Below are 19726 nucleotides of genomic sequence, written 5' to 3'. Positions count from 1 at the left end.
GAAGTGAGCGACACCTCCGCCGACCTCGTGATCCTGGGAGGCGGATCGGGCGGCTACGCCGCGGCCTTCCGCGCGGCCGAGCTGGGCCTTTCCGTCACGCTGATCGAGAAGGACAAGCTGGGCGGGACCTGCCTCCACCGGGGCTGCATCCCGACCAAGGCCCTGCTGCACGCCGCCGAGGTCGCCGACGAGGCCCGCGACGCCGAGACCTTCGGCGTCAAGGCCGTGTTCGAGGGCATCGACATCGCGGGGGTGAACAAGTACAAGGACGGCATCGTCTCCCGGCTGTACAAGGGCCTCCAGGGTCTGGCCAAGGCGCACAAGGTGAACCTCGTCGAGGGCACCGGCCGGTTCGTCGGCGGCACCAGCGTCGAGGTCGACGGCACCCGGTACACCGGCAAGAACGTCATCCTCGCCACCGGTTCCTACTCGCGCACGCTTCCCGGCCTCGAGCTCGGCGGCCGCATCATCGCGAGCGAGCAGGCGCTGACGCTGGACTACGTGCCGAAGAAGGTCGTCGTGCTCGGCGGCGGCGTGATCGGCGTGGAGTTCGCCAGCGTGTGGGCCTCCTTCGGGGTCGACGTCACCGTGGTCGAGGCGCTCCCGCGGCTGGTCCCGAACGAGGACGAGTACGCCTCCAAGCAGCTCGAGCGCGCGTTCCGCCGCCGCAAGATCGGTTTCAAGACCGGCGTCCGGTTCACCGGCGCGAAGCAGGACGACAACGGCGTCAGCGTGTCGCTGGAGTCCGGCGAAACGCTGGAAGCCGACCTGCTGCTGGTCGCCGTCGGCCGCGGCCCGAACTCGGCCGGGCACGGCTACGAGGAAGCGGGCGTCCAGATCGACCGCGGCTTCGTGCTCACCGACGACCGGCTGCGCACCAACCTGCCGAACGTCTACGCGGTCGGCGACATCGTGCCGGGCCTTCAGCTCGCGCACCGCGGCTTCCAGCAGGGCATCTTCGTGGCCGAGGAGATCGCCGGCCTGAACCCGCGCGTCATCGACGAGCGCGGCATCCCGCGCGTCACCTACTCGCACCCCGAGGTCGCCTCCGTCGGGCTCACCGAGGCGCAGGCCAAGGAGAAGTACGGCTCGGACGTCACCACGTTCACCTACGACCTCGGCGGCAACGGCAAGAGCCAGATCCTCAAGACCTCCGGCGGCGTGAAGCTGGTGAAGGCGCCGGACGGCCCCGTCGTCGGCGTGCACATGGTCGGCGACCGGGTCGGCGAGCTGATCGGCGAAGCGCAGCTGATCTACAGCTGGGAGGCGTTCCCGGAGGACGTCGCCCCGCTGATCCACGCGCACCCCACGCAGACCGAGGCACTCGGCGAAGCGTTCCTCGCCCTCGCGGGCAAGCCGCTGCACGTGCACAGCTGACGCGCAACCAGCACAATCCAGACCACGTCTTAGCGATCAAGGGAGCCAGCGAACAATGGCCTACTCCGTCACGCTGCCGGAGCTCGGCGAGAGCGTCACCGAGGGCACCGTCACCCGGTGGTTGAAGCAGGAGGGCGACACGGTCGAGGTCGACGAGCCGTTGCTCGAGATCTCGACCGACAAGGTCGACACCGAAGTACCGTCGCCGGTGGCAGGCACGGTCGTGAAAATCAGCGCCAAGGAAGACGACACCGTCGAGGTCGGCGGCGAGCTGGCGGTGATCGACGACGGCACCGGCGGCGTGCCCGAGTCCTCCGCGCCCGCCCAGCAGGCCGAGCCGGAGCCCGCCCCGCAGCAGCAGGAAGCCCCTGCTCCCGCCGCGGCGTCCGCCCCGGCCGAGTCCGCCCCGTCGCAGCCGGACACCGCTCCGGCCGCGGGCGGTTCGGGCACCGAGGTGAAGCTGCCCGAACTGGGCGAGAGCGTCACCGAGGGCACCGTCACCCGCTGGCTGAAGCAGGTCGGCGAGTCCGTGGAGGTCGACGAGCCGCTGCTCGAGATCTCCACCGACAAGGTCGACACCGAGGTCCCGTCGCCGGTCGCCGGCACCGTGCTGGAGATCCGCGCGGGCGAGGACGAGACCGTCGAGGTCGGCGGAGTGCTCGCGGTCATCGGCGACGCGAACGCCGCCCCGGCCGCGGCTCCGGCAGCCCCGGCTCCGGCCCCGGCGCAGGAGTCCAAGCCCGCTCCGGCTCCGGTGCAGGAAAGCAAGCCCGCCCCGGCTCCGGCCGCCCCGGCCCCCGCGCCCGCCGCTCCGGCTCCCGCGGCCCAAGCCCCGGCAGCTCCGGCCCCGGCCGCCCAGGCCCCGGCCGAGTCCGCGGACGGCCCGTACGTCACTCCGCTGGTGCGCAAGCTCGCCTCCGAGCACGGCATCGACCTCGCGTCGCTGACCGGCAGCGGAGTCGGCGGCCGCATCCGCAAGCAGGACGTGCTCGCCGCGGCCGAGGCCAAGCAGAAGGCGGCTCCGGCCCCGAAGGACAACACTGCCGCGGCCCCGTCCGCTCCGGCCGCCGCCGCCGCTGCTCCGGCCGCGCCGCGCGCCGCCGCGGTCTCGCCGGAGGTCGCCGCCCTGCGCGGCACCGTGCAGAAGGCGAGCCGGATCCGGCAGATCACCGCCACCAAGACCCGCGAGTCGCTGCAGGTCTCCGCGCAGCTCACGCAGGTGCACGAGGTGGACGTCACCAAGATCGCCAAGCTGCGCCAGCGCGCGAAGGCGGCGTTCAAGGAGCGCGAGGGCGTCAACCTCACGTTCCTGCCGTTCTTCGCCAAGGCGACGGTCGAGGCGCTCAAGCAGCACCCGAACGTCAACGCGTCCTACGACGAGGACACGAAGGAGATCACCTACCACGGCGCCGTGCACCTGGGCATCGCGGTGGACACCGAGCGCGGCCTGCTCTCGGTCGTGATCCACGACGCGGGCGAGCTGAGCCTCGCCGGTCTCGCGCACCGCATCGCCGACCTGGCGGCGCGGGCCCGGGCCAACAAGATCAAGCCGGACGAGCTGATCGGCGGCACCTTCACCGTCACGAACATCGGCTCCAACGGGGCCCTGTTCGACACGCCGATCATCGTGCAGCCGCAGTCCGGCATGCTCGGCACCGGTGCCGTGGTGAAGCGCCCGGTCGTCGTGGCCGACGCCGAGGGCAACGACACCATCGCGGTCCGCTCGATGGCGTACCTGCCGCTGACCTACGACCACCGCCTGGTCGACGGCGCGGACGCCGGCCGCTTCCTGACCACGATCAAGCAGCGGCTGGAAGAGGGCAACTTCGAGGACGAACTGGGTCTCTGATCCGGTAACCCCCTCGGCCGAAGGCCCCGCACCCGCCCGGGTGCGGGGCCTTCGCGTTTTCCGACTTTCGGCTTATCCGAAATTCCGGAATATCGGAGTAAGCTGACCGGCATGCTCACTCGACGAAGCTTGCTCACGTCGGTCGCAGCAGCGGGGGCCGCCACTTTCGTTCTGCCCTCGCTCGCGCTGGCCGATCCCCCGGACCAATCCACTCCCGAAGGCTGGCTCGCCCGGCTCGCGGCGCGCCGAGGCGACGTGTCGGCGGTTTTCGCCGACGGCACCGGCCGCCGGTTCAGCCATCTCCCGGACCGATCGCTCACTGTCGCGTCCGCGATCAAGGTGGTGCATCTGCTCGCCTACACGACCGCGGTCGCGCGGGGACGGCTCGATCCGGCCGAACAGGTGCGCGTCGGCGATTGGGGCGCGCGGCATCCGTACATCGGCGACGGCCCGGTCGGCCACGGAAACCACCGAAACGCGTTGACCTACCTGGGAATCCCGTGCGACGAGTACGGCGTCGCGAAAGACCCGGATCAGCGCGTGCCGCTGCGGAGCATCGCGCAGACGATGATCTTGGTCAGCGACAACTCCGCGGCCGACTACCTGCGCTCCCGGCTCGGCGACCACGCACTGCGGGAAGCCGCGGCCCGCGGCGGCTGGCGGATGCCGGACGTCCGGATGTTCGGCGGCGAGGTGCTGCTGCTGTATTTTCCCGAGTACTGCCCGCCGCCGGGCAGCCCGGTCGAGGTCCGCCGAGCAGCGGGAGACGCGCTTTCGAACCGGTTCGCGTGCGACCCGTCGTTCCGGGCCCAGGTACTCCCCCGCGCCGCCGAGAAGCCGCCCTCCGCGGAAGCGATCATGGCGTGGTCGGCCGCGACCGGACAGGGCAGCGCCGCGCAGTTGTTCGGACTGCACCACGAAATCGCCACGAGCCGCGATCGAGCGGCCGTCCTCGCCCAGCAACTCCTCGACGTGCCCATCACGAAGAAGCCTTCAGGCTCGAAAGCCTTGCTGTACAAGGGCGGAAACCTTCCAGGCTTCCTCGTTCTCGGGTTCGACGTGCTGTGGCCGGACCGCCGTCCCGGCACCAGCACGATCTTCCTGAAGAACTGCACCCCGGAAGATCTCCAGTACGCCCCAGTGCTGATTCAGCTGTGCGTCGACGCGCTGTACCTCCCGGACACCTTCTCAGCCCTGGAGCGCGCGCTGGGACACTGACCCGCATGACCGAAGACCTCGCCGAGCGCGTCGCGGCGCTCGAACGCCGGATGGCCGCATTGGAGGGGCGGCCCGCCGAATCCGTCCAGAGCGGTCCGCAGGGGATCGTGGGCTATCAGGGTGAATTGAGCGATCCCGAGCTGCGCTGGGAAATCCGGCTCACCACGCCCGCGGTCCTCTCGCTGCCGGACGGGCCGCGCGCCGAGGTGCTCGCCGCGCTCGCGAACACCGACCGGATCGCGCTCGTCCGGCTGCTCGCCCGCGACGGCGCGCAAACCGGTGCCGCGCTGCAGGAAGCGGCCGAACTCAGCTCGCCGGGGCGGCTTTATCACCACCTCAAGGCGCTCACCGCGGCCGGGCTGGTCGAGCAGGACCGGCGCGGCAGCTACCGGCTCAAGCCGACCGCCGCGATTCCCGCGCTGGTGCTGCTGACCGCCGCCGCCGACGTCGCCGGTCAGCTCCGCCCGGGTGTGCACGAGCCCGGCCGATAGGACACGATCAGAGGCATGCGGGTACTCATCGCGGGCTCCGGCGGTCTCCTCGGCACCGCATTGACCGGACGGCTGCGCGAATCCGGGCACGAAGTGCGCCGGCTGGTGCGGCGCACCGCGCAGGCTTCCGACGAGAGCGGCTGGGACCCGCCGTCGGGAAGGATCGACGACGGCGCGTTCGACGGCATCGACGCGGTGGTGAACCTGTGCGGCGCACCGCTGTTGCCCGGCCGCTGGAGCGGAATGCGCAAACAGCAGCTGCTCGACAGCCGCGTGGAGCCGACCGAAGTGCTCGCCGAAGCGGTGGCCGAACACGGCATCGGCGTGCTGGTGAACGCCTCCGCCGTCGGCTACTACGGCAACTCCGGGTCCACTGTGGTCGATGAGAACACCAAGGCGGGCAACGGTTTCCTCGCCGAAATGTGCACCGAATGGGAGGCCGCGACCGCCGCGGCGACGAATGCCCGGGTGGTCTCGATCCGCACCGGCCTCGTCCTCGCGCGGCAAGGCGGCCTGCTCGACGTGCTGCGTCCGCTCTTCCGCTTCGCGCTCGGCGGACGGCTCGGCGACGGCAGCCAGTACATGCCGTGGATCGCGCTGGACGACGAAATCGGTGCCCTCGTGCACATCCTGGAGCACGACTCGTTGTCCGGCCCGGTCAACCTCACCGGCCCGATCCCGGTCACCAACGCCGAATTCACCCACGCCCTCGGCCACGCCGTGCACCGGCCCGCGCCGTGGTGGGTGCCGGAAATCGCGATGAAGATCGCCCTCGGCCAGGCCGCCGAAGAGATGGCGCTGTACGGACAGCGCGCGGTGCCCCGGAAGCTCGAGGCGAGCGGTTACGAATTCCGGCACCGCACCGTCGACAGCGCGCTCGCCGCGGCGACGTGACGATGCCGCGCGTCCGGTGGATCGTCACCGGGGTGGTGCTATTCGCGGCCTTCCTCTGGCTGGGATTCCTGGTGGACCGGCAGCCGCTGCAGCTCGACGTCGAGGTCGCTCTGGCCTTGCAGGGACAGGACACCCGCCCGGCCGGGCAGGTCGCGGGCGTGGTGACGAACGTCCTCGGCCCGGTTCTGCCGTACGTGCTCGGTGTGGTGCTGCTGGCGATCGTGCTGCGGGACCGGTCACAGTTTTCGCTGTGCGTGCGGCTTGCCGTGGTCCTTCTGCTCTGCCGGCTGACCAGCCTGGCGTTCAAGCCGGTGTTCCAGCGGCAGCGGCCACGCGTGTACCCGGATCTGAGCTACCCCAGCGGCCACGTCGTTTCCGTCGCGACGACCGGACTGGTCGTGGTCCTGCTCTGCGCCTGGCTCCGCCCGCGGCTCGCACGGTGGGCGATCTGGATTTCCGCCGCGGCGACCGTGCTGGCCGCGGCCTGCCGGATCGTGCTCGGCGTGCACTGGGTGACCGACACCGTCGGGGCCGTGCTCGCGGTGCTCGGCGTGGGGCTGGTGTCAGCGACCGCACTCCGGCTGATCCCCTTTCCGGCGGGCGGAAGGCGTAGCCTCGACGGGTGAGTTCTTCGAGCGCAAGCTGTCGCATCGCCGCCGAACCCCTGGTCGTGCGCGAGGTCGGGACGATCGACTACACCGAGGCCTGGGACCTGCAGCGGGAGATCCTCGCCGCCCGCGCGGACGAGACCGGGCCGGACACCATGCTGCTGCTGGAGCACCCGTCGGTCTACACCGCGGGCAAGCGCACCGAACCCGAGGACCGGCCGTCCGACGGCACCCCGGTGATCGACGTCGACCGCGGCGGCAAGATCACCTGGCACGGCCCCGGCCAGCTGGTCGGCTACCCGATCCTGAAGCTCGCCGACCCGATCGACGTCATGCACTACGTGCGGCGGCTGGAAGAGGCGCTGATCGCGGTGTGCGACCGGTTCGGCGTGCGCACCGGCCGCGTCGAGGGCCGCAGCGGCGTCTGGATCCCGGCCGACGAACGCGGCATCGAGCGCAAGATCGCCGCGATCGGCATCCGCGTCCAGCGCGGCGTGACGATGCACGGGTTCGAGCTGAACTGCAACGCCGACCTCGCCGCGTTCGACAACATCGTGCCGTGCGGCATCCGCGACGCGGGCGTCACCTCGCTGTCGTACGAACTGCAGCGCGACGTCCCGGTCGCCGAGGTGCTGCCGCTGGCGAAGGAACTGGTGCTGGCCGCGCTCGAAGGCGAACTGCCGGTGAGCGACGACCGCTGGCTGCCGCGTCCGGAGGCCCCGAAGGCCCCCGGCGTCACCTTCGCCCTGCAAAACTGACCCAGCTGTCCGTGAGGGGAACCCTGAGGGACTCTGAGTCCCTCAGGGTTCCCTTCACGGCTTTTCGGCGGCTCAGTCGAGCTGGGGTGCGACTTCGCTGGCCACGAACTCGATGTGGTCGAGGTCGGACAGGTCGAGCACCTGCAGGTACAGCCGGGTGATCCCGGTCTTCTCCCGCCACTGCCCGATCCGGTCCACGATCTCCGCCGCGGTCCCGGCCAGGCCGTTGGCCCGCAGTTCGTCGGTCTCCCGGCCGATCGCGGAGGCCCGGCGCGCGACCTCGGCCTCGTCCCGGCCCGCCGCGAGCACGAGCGCGACCGAACGCAGGATTTCCTTGGGGTTGCGGCCGATCGCCTCCGCCGCCGCGTCCACGCGCTCGAACTGCGCGAGCGCGGTTTCGGCGTCCACGAACGGCAGGTTGAACTCGTCGGCGTACTGCGCGGCCAGCGCCGGGGTGCGCTTCTTGCCGCCGCCGCCGATGATCACCGGCGGCGCGGGCGACTGCGCGGGCTTCGGCAGCGCGGGCGAGTCGGCGAGCGTGTAGTAGTCGCCGGAGTAGGAGAACGTCTCCCCTGCCGGGGTCTTCCACAGGCCGGTGATCACCGCGAGCTGCTCGGCGTAGCGGTCGAAGCGCTCCTTGAGCGGCGGCAGGGTGAGGCCGTAGGCGGTGTGCTCGTCGTCGTACCAACCGGTGCCGATGCCGAATTCCACGCGCCCGCCGGACATCTGGTCCACCTGCGCGACCGAGATCGCGAGCGGGCCGGGGTGGCGGAAGGTGGCCGCGGTGACGAGCGTGCCGAGCCGGACCCGCTCGGTCTCGCGGGCGAGGCCGGCGAGGGTGATCCACGCGTCGGTCGGCCCGGGAAGGCCGTCCGCGCTGCCCATCTTGAGGTAGTGGTCGCTGCGGAAGAACGCGTCGTAGCCCGCGGCCTCAGTGGTCCGCGCGACCCGCAGCAGGTCGTCGTAGCTCGCCCCCTGCTGGGGTTCGGTGAAGATCCTCAAGTCCATGTCCGCCAGCCTAACGGCGAACCGCTCAGCCTGCGGCGGGCCGCTCCTGGTCGCCTGCCGGACGGCGCAGCCGGAACAGCATCCGCATGATGACGTCCTCGATCTCGGCCCCGACCTTCTTCGGGTCGGCCGCGCCCGCGATCTCGGTGGCCGCGCTCGACAGCGCGCCGAACAGCAGCCGCGCGGTCAGGTCGACCGGCACCGGCTCCACCTCGCCCGCGTCCACGAGCAGCTGAAGCCCGGACCGCACGAGCCCGAAGCTGGACTGTTCCTCGGCCTCGCGCCAGCGCTCCCAGCCCATCACGACCGGACCCTCGTGGATGGCGATCCGCTGGTACGACGGGTCGAGGCAGCTGCGGATGAACGCCTGCAGCCCGCCCATCGCGCGCTCCCACGGCTCGCCGTCGCCGGTCATGATCTTCTGCAGCCGGTCGTAGACCAGGCTTTCCACCTGTTCGAAGGCGGCTTCGAAGAGCGCCTGCTTTCCGCTGAAATGGTGGTACAGCGCGCCTTTCGTGACGCGAGCGCGTTTGGCGACCTCGTCGAGCGAGGTACCCGCGTACCCGCGTTTGGTGAACAGTTCGACCGCGCTGTCGACCAGGGCGGAGCGGGTCGACTCGGAGTAGTCGAGTCGTCTGGACCTCATTGTCGGCACGCTCACAACCTTACGCCGGGGCCTGGCGGACCATACCCGTGGTATGTTGGCTGCGTCAGGTCCGTACCGGGAGTATGCCGCAGACCGGCAGTATGACCCGGGTCACGGAAGGGGAGCCACAACCATGAGCTGGACCGACTTCTACCGGCGGCGAGAGATCCTCGATGCCGCTGTCCGCCAGGCGAGGCGCGCACCGCAAGCGCCGCTTTCGCTGGCCGAAATCCCGGGTGCCGCCGAAGAGTTCGGCACCGAAGAGAACCTGTTGCTGGCACTGCAGTACAAGTGGACGCAGCTGCTCAGCGGCTACCTGCGGGCCGAGTTCGCCGATCCCGACGAGGCGGATCTGCCCGGCGACCAGGTCGACGCCGTCACCCGCGCGTGGCGGCAGGCGCAGCACGACCACGAAGACCTCCGCACTGTGCTGGACGGCGCCTTGGCGCGCTGCCCAGCGCTGGAACCGCTGCACCGCATCGAATTGCACACGCTGGCGCTCACCGCCGGTCTCGCCGAACCTGGCGAACCGGCCGACGAGATCGTCAAGGTCGGACGCACGCTCGACGCGCTGCTGCGCGCCGGAGACGCCGGCCCGGTCCGCAGGCGCGGCCCGGTCGGGCATCTGATGCGTCTGCTCGCACCGAGCGCCTGACGTGTAGTTAGCTGACCCGATGAACGAACGCTGGACCGAGGCCCGGATCCCCGACCAGAGCGGCCGGACCGTCCTGATCACCGGAGCGAACTCCGGCCTCGGCCTGCGTTCGGCGGAAGTCCTCGCCGCACACGGCGCCCGCGTGCTGCTCGGCTGCCGCTCGCCCGAGCGCGGCGAAACCGCGCTCAACCAGGTCCGCGCCGCGGCTTCGGGTGCCAAACCCGAACTCGTCCGCGTGGACCTCGCCGACCTGGCGTCCGTCCGGAATGCCGCCGCGGCGGTGCGCGAACTCACCGGCGACGCGCTGGACGTGCTGATGAACAACGCCGGCGTCATGGCCACCGCACAAGGCCGCACCGCGGACGGTTTCGAGCTGCAATTCGGCACGAACCACCTCGGACACGCCGCGCTGACCTGGCTGCTGATGCCCGCCCTGCGCGGCGCACCGGCCGGCCGCGTCGTCACGCTGTCGAGCGTCGCCGCCTTCGGCGCGCACCTGCACCTGGACGACCCGAACGCCGAACGCCGCCCATACCGTGCGGCGGCCGCGTACGGCCAGGCGAAACTGTCGAATCAAACCTTCGGCATCGAACTGGACCGACGCCTCCGCGCGGCGGATTCCACTGTGCTCAGCGTGCTGGCGCATCCCGGCTACAGCGCGACCGGCCTGACCACGAACATGGCGAGTTCGTACCAGAATCCCTTGGTACGCACGGCACTTCGGGAAGTCGGCAAGCTCGGCGGAATGCTGCTGGCCCAACGCGTCGAACGAGGCGCGCTGCCGCAGCTGTACGCCGCGACCGCCCCTGGCATCGAAGGCGGCGACTACATCGGGCCGGTCTTCGTCGCGCGCGGCCGTCCGACGAAGGTGCGGACCCTCGCGCCGGCGCGGAATCCGGAAGCCGGGACCACGTTGTGGGAGCTGACCGCCGAGCTGACCGGCGTCACTCCCGATCCGCGCTGAGCTGCAGCAGCGGCACCACGATCCGGAAGCACGCACCCTCGCCCACGGCGGTCTCCAGTTCGATTTCGCCGTCGTGCGCCCGCGTCAGGGAACGGGCGATCGCCAGCCCGAGACCCGCGTCCGCCCCTGCCGTCCTGGCCCGGGAACGGTCCGCGCGGTAGAACCGGTCGAAGACCCGTTTCGCTTGCGCCGCGGTCATTCCCGGGCCTTCGTCAGCCACCTCCAGCACCGCCCGGCCGCCAGCCGTCCCGACCCCTACGCGGACCGCGGTCCCCGGCGGAGTGTGCGCGACGGCGTTGCCGACGAGGTTGGTGACGACCTGCCGAAGCCGCGCCTCGTCGCCGTTCACCGGAGCCGGTCCGGGCATGCCCTCGCCGCCGGGGCCGGTCAGTTCGATCGGCCGCGACGGGTCGAGCGCGCGCAACGAGTGCCGGGCGTCGCCGGCGAGCGTGCGCAGGTCCATCGGTGCGCGGTCGAGCTGCGCTTCCGGAGCTTCGTCAAGCTGGGCAAGCAAAAGCAGGTCCTCGGTGAGCGCGGCGAGCCGGACCGCCTCCCGGTCGATCCGGTGCATGGCTTCGTCCACATCGGACTGTTCGGCGAGCGCGCCCATCCGGTACAGCTCGGCGGTGCCCTTGATCCCGAAAAGCGGCGTGCGCAGTTCGTGGCTGACGTCCGCGACGAACGTCCGCATCCGCGCCTCGGAGGCGGTCCGGTCGGCGAAGGCGCGCTCCAGCTGTCCGAGCATGGTGTTGAGCGACACCGCCAAGCGCCCGATTTCCGTTCCTGGCGCGGCGATTCCGGGCACCCGGCGGCTGAGGTCGCCGCCGGCGATCGCCGCCGCGGTGTGCTCGATCCGGCGCAACGGACGCAATCCGCCGCGAAGCGCGAACCAGCCGGCACCGGTCAGCAGCACGAGCAGCGCGGAGCCGGTCAGCACGCTGCTGAGCCGCAGGCGGGAGATCAGGGCGTCCGCCTCGGCGAGCGGAGCCGCCGCGATCACGGTCCCGCCCGGCGCCGGCGCCGCGACCGCGCGCCAGCGCTCCGAACCGGCCCGCAGGTCGGCTGGCGCGCCGTGCACCGGGAGCGACCGCAGATCCTCGGGCGAGGGCAGGGTTTCCGCCGCCAGCCGCGACGAATGGATCCCGCCGGTCACCGCGCCGTTCGCGTCCAGGTAGAGCACGTACGGGGCGCCGATGAGGTCCAGCGCCGGATCGAGCGATGTCGTCCTGGGGTCGCCGGCGGGCAGGACTCCGGCCGGCACCCGCGCGACCAGTTCGGTGAAACCGCGCAGCTGGGTGTCGATCCGGTCGAGCTGGTAGCGCTCCAGGCTGTCCGACACGACGGCGCTGATCAGCGTGAGCCCGGCCAGCAACAGACCCGCGGTGATCAGCAGAAGCCGGGTGCGCAACGACATCCGGCGCAGCGGATGCCTCACCGCCGCGGTTCCCGCATCACGTAACCGACGCCGTGCACGGTGTGGATCAGTTTGGGCTCGCCGGTGTCGACCTTGCGCCGCACGTAGGAGATGTACGTGTCGACGATGCTGGCGTCGCCGCCGAAGTCGTACTGCCACACCCGGTCGAGGATCTGCGCCTTCGACACCACGCGCCCGGCGTTCTCCATCAGGTACCGCAAGAGGCGGAACTCGGTGGCGGAGACGCGGACCGGCTGCCCGGCCCGCGTGACCTGGTGGCCTTCCGCGTCGAGCACCAGCTCGCCCACCGTCACCACCTCCTGGTGTCCTTGTGTGCGCCGGAGGATCGCGCGGATGCGGGCGATCAGCTCCTCCAGGTCGAACGGTTTGGTGACGTAATCGTCGGCGCCCAGCGAGAGGCCGGCGACCTTGTCCGCCTGCCGGTCGCGGGCGGTGAGGAAGAGCACCGGCACCGGCCCGCTCCGGCCGGGCCGATGCCGTTCGCGCAAGCGCCGGGCGACCTCGAAACCGTCCGCGTCCGGCAGCATCACGTCGAGCAGCACCAGGTCAGGCGGCTCCCCGTCGGCCGCGGCGACCGCTTCGCCCGCGGTCGCCGCGGAACTCACCTCGAACCCGGCGAACCGCAGCGCCGCGGACAACAGCTCCCGCACGGTCGCCTCGTCGTCGACCACCAGCAGACGCGCGGGCGTCATCACTGCCATGGAAGCCAGCGTACGGAGACCGCGGTCACACGTCCCGCCGCCGGAAGGCCGCGAAAGCCGCTGCCAGCACCACAACCACTCCGGCGTACAGACCGGCGAGGTTGAGCCACGGGTCCGGGTACGCCGGATCGAGCTTGACGGAGAAGATCGCCGCCGCGCCCTTGGACGGCCAGAACGTGAACAGCCACTGCATCCAGTCCGGGAAGGCGCCTGCGACCGCGGGCACCAGCAGCACGATGCCGACGAGGGCGGCCAACGCGCCCGCGGTCGCCCGGATCAGCGTGCCGAGGCCGACCGCGAGCAGCGCGATCGCGGCGAGGTACAGCCCGCCGCCCGCCACAGCGCCGAACACCCCGGGATCGCCGAGGCTCGCGTGCGGCAACTGTTGCCCGGCGAGAAACCCTTGCCCGATCAGGAAAGCGGCGAACATCAGCACCTGCCCGGCCACGACGGCGACCGCGGCGGCGAGCACCACTTTCGCCGCGAGCAGCCGCGACCGCCGCGGCGTTGCCGTGAGCGACGACTGGATCAGGCCGGTCGCGTACTCCGACGTGACGACGAGAACGCCCAGCACCCCGATGATCAGCTGCGCGATGATGAAGGACTTGAGGCTGAGGCCAGTCGGGTCCCAGGCCGCGCGTTCCGCGGCCGTCGCCTTGGCGTACTCGGCACCCGCCGAAGCCGTCGCCAGCGCGGTGATGCCGATCCCGGCGACGAACAGCCCGCCCATGGTGTACCAGGTGGATTGCAGACTGCGGAGCTTGATCCACTCCGACCTAAGGGCTCCGGAGATCATCATGCCGCGGCCCCCTGGTACTCGACGCTGTCTTCGGTGAGCGCGAGGAACGCGTCCTCGAGCGAAACCTGCTGCGGCGTGAGCTCGCTGAGCGCGACCCCGTGGTAGGCGGCCAGTTTCCCGACCTCGTCGCTGGTCAGACCGGACACGACCAGCGCACGCCCGGCGCTGTCCCGCACACCGGCCCCGGCGGCTACCAGATGCCGCGTGAACCCGTCCGGATCGGAGGTGCGGACGAGCACCGTCCCCTCCTGGCCGGCCAGCTCGTGGGTCGTGGTGTCGGCGAGCAGCTTTCCCCGGCCGATGACCACCAGATGGTCGGCGGTCTGCGCCATCTCGCTCATGAGATGGCTGGACACCAGGACCGCACGGCCTTCGCGGGCGAGCGAGCGCATGAAGTTCCGGATCCAGCGGATGCCCTCGGGGTCGAGGCCGTTCACCGGTTCGTCGAAAATCAGCACCCGCGGATCGCCGAGCAGCGCGGCCGCGAGCCCGAGCCGCTGCCGCATCCCGAGCGAGAATCCGCCCGCTCTTCGTCCGGCCACGCTCTCCAAGCCGGTACGGGCGAGCACTTCGTCGACCCGGCGCCGGGGAAGCCGATTGCTCGCCGCGAGCGCGAGCAGATGGTCGCGCGCCTTGCGTGCCCCGTGCACCGCACCCGCGTCGAGCAGCGCGCCGACCTCGGTGAGCGGAACCGGCAGGTCCCGGTAACGCAGCCCGCCGATCGTCACCGAACCGCGAGAAGGCGCGGCGAGACCGGTGATCATCTTGAGCGTCGTGGACTTGCCCGCCCCGTTCGGCCCGAGGAACCCGGTGACCTGCCCGGGCTCGACGGTGAACGACAGATCGTCCACCACGGTGTCGGGCCCGTAGCGTTTCGTGAGCCCGCGTACTTCGATCGCTGTCATGCCGGCGAGCGTGCCGGGACGGTCCGGGGGAATCCGGAGAGCTTCTGGGAGAACCCTGTGCGTTCCGGCTGTCCCGGGGGTTGATCGGGCCCGGTTCACAGGAAAACCTCGGCGTAGGGTGGAGCCCGTGAGTGCTGCACCGGAGGGGCGGAAGTTGTTGCGGCTTGAGGTGCGCAACAGCGAGACGCCGATCGAGAAGAAGCCGTCGTGGATCAAGACCCGGGTGCGGATGGGTCCCGAATTCACCGAACTCAAAGGCCTGGTGCGCCGCGAAGGCCTCCACACCGTCTGTGAAGAGGCTGGTTGTCCCAACATTTACGAATGCTGGGAAGACCGCGAGGCTACGTTCCTGATCGGTGGTGACCAGTGCACGCGGCGCTGCGATTTCTGCCAGATCGACACAGGCAAGCCTGCTGCGTTGGACCGAACCGAGCCCCGCAAGGTCGCCGAATCGGTGCAGGCCATGGGTTTGCGGTACTCGACGATCACCGGTGTCGCCCGCGACGATCTGGCTGACGGCGGTGCCTGGCTGTACGCCGAAACCGTCCGCCAGATCCACTCCTTGAACCCCGGCACCGGCGTCGAACTGCTGATCCCGGACTTCAACGCCGAGCCCGACCAGCTGGCTGAGGTGTTCGGTTCCCGTCCCGAGGTGCTGGCGCACAACGTCGAGACCGTGCCGCGGATCTTCAAGCGGATCCGTCCCGGCTTCCGCTACGCCCGTTCGCTGGACGTCATCACCCAGGCCCGCGCGGCCGGGCTGGTGACGAAGTCGAACCTGATCCTCGGGATGGGCGAAACCCCCGACGAGGTCAGTGTCGCGTTGCAGGAGCTCTTCGACGCGGGCTGCGAGATCATCACGATCACCCAGTACCTGCGGCCGTCCGCGCGGCACCACCCGGTCGACCGCTGGGTCAAGCCGGAAGAATTCGTGGAACACGCGAAAACCGCCGAGGCTATTGGGTTCCCTGGCGTGATGGCGGGACCGCTGGTCCGCTCGTCCTACCGCGCCGGACGGCTCTACGCCCAGACCAAGGCCCACCGCGGCGAAGAACTGCCGGAAAACCTGGCCCACCTCACCGCCGAAGGACCGGCCGCGCAGGAAGCCAGCAGCCTGCTGTCCCGCTGACCCCCGTTCGCCGAAGGGCCCCGGTTACGCACCGGGGCCCTTTGCTGTCCCCCGAACGTGGCACCCGATTCCCAAGAATCAGTAAAGTGATGGTGTGGCTTTAGTAACGGATCTCCTCGACTGGTTGCAAGCACTCCCCCAACCGGGTCTCGTCGCGGCAGCCGGCGGGCTCGTGTTCGCCGAGTGCACGATCGGCCTGGGCTTCATCGCCCCCGGCGAATCGGGCCTGCTGATCGCGGCGACCACGGCGACGTCCGTGCCCCGCTTCCTGACCCTGTGGGTGGTGGTCACCGTCTGCGCGGCACTGGGCGATTCGGTCGGCTACGTCCTCGGCCGGAAGTTCGGACCGCGCCTGCGGGAGACGAAGCTCATCCGCAAGTACGGCCTGGACGCCTGGGACCGAGCCACCGGAGTCCTCGAACGCCGAGGCGCGTGGGCGGTGTTCTTCGCCCGGTTCCTGCCCGTGCTGCGCACCCTGACGCCAGCCGCCGCGGGAGCCTCGAACCTGCCGTTCCGCAAATTCCTCCCCGCGACCGCGGCTGGCGCGTTCTGCTGGTCGCTGGTGCACATCAGCCTCGGCGCGGCGCTCGGCGAGGCGGCCAAGCAGGTCGAGAGCGCGATGAACACCGGGTTCCTCGTGGTGGCCGCGCTCGTGGCGGGGGTGCTGGTGTTCTTCTTGCTGCGCTTGAAGAAACGGAAGGCACTGGGCGTGACGGGTTCTCCGGACGAACAGCCGGAGGAGCCTGCTCGCACCGGCAACTAGTTCGGCGGGTCCGGCGGGCTGCCTGGCTGTGCCGGGCAGGCAAGCCGAGTGTTCTCCGCCCGCGCACTGCCCGGCTCACCTCTGCCTGCACTAGCCCACCCGGCTGACTGGCCACCGCATCCGCCCACCCAGCTCACCCGCCCTCCCGGCTTCCGGGCCGAACCAGCGGGGCCGCCACGCTCCCGTCGCCGGGCGCCTCCTCCGATCCGCGTCGCGCACGGCCTGCCCGCCCGGCCGGTCAACGCATGCGTCCGCCCCATTCACCCACGCCTTCCCGCCCCGGCCCAGGCAAGCCACGTTCCTCATCCACCCGCCCCGCGACCGCCTGCCCAGCCCGTCAGCGAGAGAAGCGGCGAACCTCACTCACCCCACCCCCGCCCCAGACCCGAAGTCACCCACCCGAGGTCCCGTTCGCGAATTAGATTCGACCGTATGCAGGCACTAGACCTCCCGAAGCCGGTCGCGTTCGTTCTCGGCGGGGGCGGCAGCCTCGGCGCGTTGCAGGTGGGCATGCTGCAAGCCCTGGACGAAGCGGGCATCACGCCGGATCTGGCGGTCGGCACGTCCGTCGGCTCGCTGAACGCCGCGGTGCTCTCCCTGCCCGGCGACGACCGGCTCGGGCGCCTCCGCGACATCTGGGCGCACATGACCAAAGCCGAAGCCTTCCCCGGCGGCGTCCTCAGCCAGGTCCGGACTCTCCGGCACAGCAAGACCCACCTGTTCCCCAACACCGGCCTCGCCAAAATCATCGACGATCACCTCGGCGCGGGCAGCCGGTTCGAGGACATGGCGCTGCCGCTGGGCGTCGTCACCACCGACGTCGACACCGCCGAGCCGGTTCTTCTCACCTCAGGCCCGCTGCAGGCACCGCTCCTGGCGAGCTGCGCGATCCCGGGCATCTACCCGCCGGTGCCGTACGAGGACCGTCTTCTCTACGACGGCGGCCTGGTCGCCAATGTCCCGATGCGACAGGCGCTGAGCATGGGCGCGAAGTCGCTGGTGGTGTTGGACTGCGCGTTTCCCGGCAAAATGCCCGGCGCGCCGCGGACGTTCGCCGAGGTCATGATGTTCACCGCGATGATCAGCATGCGCAATCAGGCCGTGCTGGAAGCGCCGGCCGCCGCCCGGAAGGTGCCGGTCGTCTACCTGCCGGGTCCCGCGCCGGTCCAGGTGAGCCCGCTGGACTTCTCTCGCACCGACGATCTGGCGTCGCAGGCGTATCACGCCGCGCGGGACCATCTGAAGGAACTCATCGTCGACGGCCCGGGCTTGTACGGAGCCCCCGGATTGCTGCGTCCCTGATCCGCTCGGCGGCCCGAAATCGCGAGAGTGATCCGCGTCACCCCAATGCACCGATCCACCGGTCAGGGCGTCTTTCCGATCGCGTAGTTTTGCAGTTGAACCCTGCCGGTCCGCGACCCTCACAAAAGAGACATAATGTTCCCGAAGAAGACATTTTTTCCGGTTGCCGGAATTCTCGCGGCGACCCTGCTGCTTTCCGCTTGTTCCTCCGGGGACGGCGGCAGCGACGCTGGCACGCCCGGTGCGCCGGGCGGGTCGAGCCAGACCGCGACACCGGCTTCGGTGTCGATCGAACCGGCCAACGCGTCCGGCATCAGCCCGAGCACGCCCATCGTCGTGAAGGCGGCGAACGGGAAGCTCACGGACGTCACGGTCACGAGCTCCAAAGGCAAACCCGTCGCGGGCGAGTTCGCGGCGGACAAGCTCAGCTGGACGACCACCGAGGTCCTCGGCTACGGCGGCACCTACCAGGTGAAGGCGCATGCCCAAGGCGCGGACGGGAAATCCGTCGAACAGCAGGGCCAGGTGACCACGCTGTCGCCGAAGAAGCAGGCGAACGCGAACCTGATCCCGGCCCCCGGCGCGGTGAAGAGCACCGGGGTCGGCGTGGGCCAGCCGATCGTGTTCAGCTTCGGCACCGCGGTGAAGAACAAGGCGGCCGTGGAGAAGGCGCTCACGGTCGAGTCGTCGCCGAAGCAGGAAGGCAGCTGGTATTGGATGGACGACAAGAACGTCCACTACCGGCCGAAGGAATACTGGAAGCCGGGCACCACGCTCACGGTGACCGCGAAGATTTACGGCGTCGATTTCGGAAATGGCGTGTACGGAGCGGACGATCGCACCGAAACGTACAAGGTGCACGATTCGTGGATCGCCAAAGCCGACGGCAACAGCGAGCAGATGCAGATTTTCCACAACGGCTCGATGGTGAAGTCGATGCCGATCTCGATGGGCAAGGACGCGACGCCCACGCACCTCGGCCCGCACGTCATCTCGGACAAGCAGGCGAACTACACGATGGACTCCTGCACGTACGGCGTGTGCCCGCCGGACCCGAAGGCGTACCGCTCGAACGAGAAGTTCTCGCAGCGCATCTCGAACGACGGCGAGTTCGTCCACGAGAACCCGAACAGCGTCGGGCAGCAGGGCAGCTCGAACGTCTCGCACGGCTGTATCAACTTGAACGCCGCCAACGCCGAGTGGTTCTTCAACAACTTCGGCCTAGGCGACGTCGTAGAGGTCACCAACTCGGGCGGCCCGCAGCTGCCGGTGTGGGACCTGTACGGCGACTGGTCCAAGTCCTGGACCGACTGGCAGAAGGGCTCGGCCCAGTAAGGCCGGCGACCAGGACGGGGACCGGGTTCGGTTCGACTTAGCGGTTCGACAGAGAGAGGTGCCGGAGCTTCGTGCTCCGGCACCTTTTTCGTTGCCCAGGCCAGGATCGGCGGAGTCAGGTCGTGCCCGCGTTGCCTCGGGACCACGCGCGGGGGTGTGGGGCCAAGCTGCCTGGACTTCGGCTGCCCAGCTGACCCGGCCGCCCCAGCTGGCCCAGCTTGCCGGCCGGTCCGGTGCTGCCTGGGGTCCGGGCCGCCCGCCGCTGAGTCGGGCTTCGGCTTCGGCTTCGGCTTCGGCTTCGGCTTCGGCTTCGGCTTCGGCTTCGGCTTCGGCTTCGGCTTCGGCTTCGGCTTCGGCTTCGGGCGATGAAATCAAGCCCGCCACGGGCTGCCTTTCCCGCTTGCGGCGATGCTGGCCGAGTTCCCTCGCTGCGCGCATCCGCTTCCGGCAACTGGCCGCGTTCCCCTCGTGTCGGCGCGCCTGCACTAGATGGCAGGGAGATCTCCGCGGTCGGTCCTGCTGGCTCATCCCCCCACGCCTTCTCGAGGCACGGAGCACCCGCGGCAGTGATTCCGCCGCCAGACAGAAACCCGGCCTGTATCGCCTGCGGGCAACGTGAAGCACGCTGGCGCGGCGAGAGGCCGAGCGAGGTTCCGACGGGACCTCAGGGATAGCTCGGACATGACGAAGGCCCGAACCCCGGCGGGGGTTCGGGCCTTGACGGGCCTGGAAATGAGTCTGGGCCCCGGGAGAACCGCTGCGGGTTCTCGACCGGGGCCCAGACTTCCTTAAAGTAAGTTCGGCGGTGTCCTACTCTCCCACAACCCTTCGGTTGCAGTACCATCGGCGCAGTCAGGCTTAGCTTCCGGGTTCGGAATGGGACCGGGCG

General features: G+C 70.2%; 19 protein-coding genes and 1 rRNA gene. 13 read left to right on the top strand and 7 right to left on the bottom strand.

The window, feature by feature from the left end:
- Nucleotides 1-3 precede the first annotated feature (3 nt).
- The 7 genes from lpdA (at nucleotide 4) to lipB (ending at nucleotide 7195) form a co-directional block, all read left to right on the top strand.
- The gene (gene lpdA / locus ACFXI3_RS39505; RefSeq protein WP_378406626.1) at nucleotides 4-1377 is read left to right on the top strand and encodes a dihydrolipoyl dehydrogenase; all 1374 of its coding nucleotides are present in this window, start codon (nucleotides 4-6) and stop codon (nucleotides 1375-1377) included.
- Between the two features lie 55 nt (nucleotides 1378-1432).
- Nucleotides 1433-3226 (top strand): 2-oxoglutarate dehydrogenase, E2 component, dihydrolipoamide succinyltransferase, encoded by a 1794-nt coding sequence (sucB, locus tag ACFXI3_RS39500; protein ID WP_378406624.1) that lies wholly within the window; start codon nucleotides 1433-1435, stop codon nucleotides 3224-3226.
- A 111-nt stretch (nucleotides 3227-3337) separates the two neighbouring features.
- Nucleotides 3338-4444 carry a serine hydrolase gene (locus tag ACFXI3_RS39495; RefSeq protein WP_378406622.1) on the top strand — a complete coding sequence of 369 codons (1107 nt, stop codon included), beginning with the start codon at nucleotides 3338-3340 and terminating at the stop codon, nucleotides 4442-4444.
- Between the two features lie 5 nt (nucleotides 4445-4449).
- On the top strand, nucleotides 4450-4935 hold the full coding sequence (locus tag ACFXI3_RS39490; protein ID WP_344268411.1) for a helix-turn-helix domain-containing protein: 486 nt from the start codon (nucleotides 4450-4452) through the stop codon (nucleotides 4933-4935).
- Between the two features lie 15 nt (nucleotides 4936-4950).
- Complete coding sequence (locus tag ACFXI3_RS39485; RefSeq protein WP_378406620.1) at nucleotides 4951-5829, top strand: TIGR01777 family oxidoreductase; 879 nt, start codon at nucleotides 4951-4953, stop codon at nucleotides 5827-5829.
- Nucleotides 5826-6455: a phosphatase PAP2 family protein gene (locus tag ACFXI3_RS39480; RefSeq protein ID WP_378406618.1), complete on the top strand. Its 630-nt coding sequence runs from the start codon at nucleotides 5826-5828 to the stop codon at nucleotides 6453-6455. The genes ACFXI3_RS39485 and ACFXI3_RS39480 overlap by 4 nt, the downstream gene beginning before the upstream one ends.
- Nucleotides 6452-7195, top strand: coding sequence for a lipoyl(octanoyl) transferase LipB (gene lipB / locus ACFXI3_RS39475; protein WP_344268420.1), 744 nt, complete (start codon nucleotides 6452-6454; stop codon nucleotides 7193-7195). The genes ACFXI3_RS39480 and lipB overlap by 4 nt, the downstream gene beginning before the upstream one ends.
- Nucleotides 7196-7267: 72 nt before the next feature.
- Here lipB and ACFXI3_RS39470 read toward each other — a convergent pair whose 3' ends face one another.
- Complete coding sequence (locus tag ACFXI3_RS39470; protein ID WP_378406616.1) at nucleotides 7268-8203, bottom strand: LLM class F420-dependent oxidoreductase; 936 nt, start codon at nucleotides 8201-8203, stop codon at nucleotides 7268-7270.
- 25 nt (nucleotides 8204-8228) lie between these two features.
- A complete protein-coding gene (locus ACFXI3_RS39465; RefSeq protein ID WP_344268426.1) occupies nucleotides 8229-8849 on the bottom strand; it encodes a TetR/AcrR family transcriptional regulator in 621 nt (206 codons plus the stop codon).
- A 133-nt stretch (nucleotides 8850-8982) separates the two neighbouring features.
- On the opposite strand from ACFXI3_RS39465, the gene ACFXI3_RS39460 reads away from it, so the two are divergent.
- A complete protein-coding gene (locus ACFXI3_RS39460; protein WP_378406614.1) occupies nucleotides 8983-9504 on the top strand; it encodes a hypothetical protein in 522 nt (173 codons plus the stop codon).
- Between the two features lie 19 nt (nucleotides 9505-9523).
- The gene (locus tag ACFXI3_RS39455; RefSeq protein WP_378406612.1) at nucleotides 9524-10468 is read left to right on the top strand and encodes an oxidoreductase; all 945 of its coding nucleotides are present in this window, start codon (nucleotides 9524-9526) and stop codon (nucleotides 10466-10468) included.
- Here the strand turns inward: ACFXI3_RS39455 and ACFXI3_RS39450 are convergent.
- Genes ACFXI3_RS39450 through ACFXI3_RS39435 form a run of 4 tightly spaced genes read right to left on the bottom strand, consistent with a single transcriptional unit; the run spans nucleotide 10449 to nucleotide 14308 of the window.
- Complete coding sequence (locus tag ACFXI3_RS39450) at nucleotides 10449-11882, bottom strand: sensor histidine kinase (protein WP_378406610.1); 1434 nt, start codon at nucleotides 11880-11882, stop codon at nucleotides 10449-10451. The genes ACFXI3_RS39455 and ACFXI3_RS39450 overlap by 20 nt on opposite strands.
- A gap of 17 nt (nucleotides 11883-11899) precedes the next feature.
- The gene (locus ACFXI3_RS39445) at nucleotides 11900-12595 is read right to left on the bottom strand and encodes a response regulator transcription factor (RefSeq protein ID WP_354751054.1); all 696 of its coding nucleotides are present in this window, start codon (nucleotides 12593-12595) and stop codon (nucleotides 11900-11902) included.
- 34 nt (nucleotides 12596-12629) lie between these two features.
- On the bottom strand, nucleotides 12630-13403 hold the full coding sequence (locus ACFXI3_RS39440) for an ABC transporter permease (protein WP_378406608.1): 774 nt from the start codon (nucleotides 13401-13403) through the stop codon (nucleotides 12630-12632).
- On the bottom strand, nucleotides 13400-14308 hold the full coding sequence (locus tag ACFXI3_RS39435; RefSeq protein ID WP_378406606.1) for an ABC transporter ATP-binding protein: 909 nt from the start codon (nucleotides 14306-14308) through the stop codon (nucleotides 13400-13402). The genes ACFXI3_RS39440 and ACFXI3_RS39435 overlap by 4 nt, the downstream gene beginning before the upstream one ends.
- A 127-nt stretch (nucleotides 14309-14435) precedes the next feature.
- Here ACFXI3_RS39435 and lipA point away from each other — a divergent pair, with 127 nt between their 5' ends.
- From lipA to ACFXI3_RS39415, 4 genes are all read left to right on the top strand, one after another.
- Nucleotides 14436-15437 (top strand): lipoyl synthase, encoded by a 1002-nt coding sequence (lipA, locus tag ACFXI3_RS39430; RefSeq protein ID WP_378406604.1) that lies wholly within the window; start codon nucleotides 14436-14438, stop codon nucleotides 15435-15437.
- Nucleotides 15438-15531: 94 nt separating this feature from the next.
- Nucleotides 15532-16200 (top strand): DedA family protein, encoded by a 669-nt coding sequence (locus ACFXI3_RS39425; protein ID WP_378406602.1) that lies wholly within the window; start codon nucleotides 15532-15534, stop codon nucleotides 16198-16200.
- 432 nt (nucleotides 16201-16632) lie between these two features.
- On the top strand, nucleotides 16633-17502 hold the full coding sequence (locus ACFXI3_RS39420) for a patatin-like phospholipase family protein (protein WP_344268450.1): 870 nt from the start codon (nucleotides 16633-16635) through the stop codon (nucleotides 17500-17502).
- A gap of 135 nt (nucleotides 17503-17637) precedes the next feature.
- Nucleotides 17638-18837: an Ig-like domain-containing protein gene (locus ACFXI3_RS39415; RefSeq protein WP_378406600.1), complete on the top strand. Its 1200-nt coding sequence runs from the start codon at nucleotides 17638-17640 to the stop codon at nucleotides 18835-18837.
- A gap of 797 nt (nucleotides 18838-19634) precedes the next feature.
- On the opposite strand, the gene rrf is transcribed toward ACFXI3_RS39415, so the two are convergent.
- Nucleotides 19635-19726 (bottom strand): 5S ribosomal RNA (rrf, locus tag ACFXI3_RS39410); the annotation flags it as partial.

The organism is Amycolatopsis sp. NPDC059235 (assembly GCF_042754125.1).
GTDB lineage: Bacteria > Actinomycetota > Actinomycetes > Mycobacteriales > Pseudonocardiaceae > Amycolatopsis > Amycolatopsis albidoflava.
This window is presented reverse-complemented; position numbering and strand designations above follow the sequence as displayed.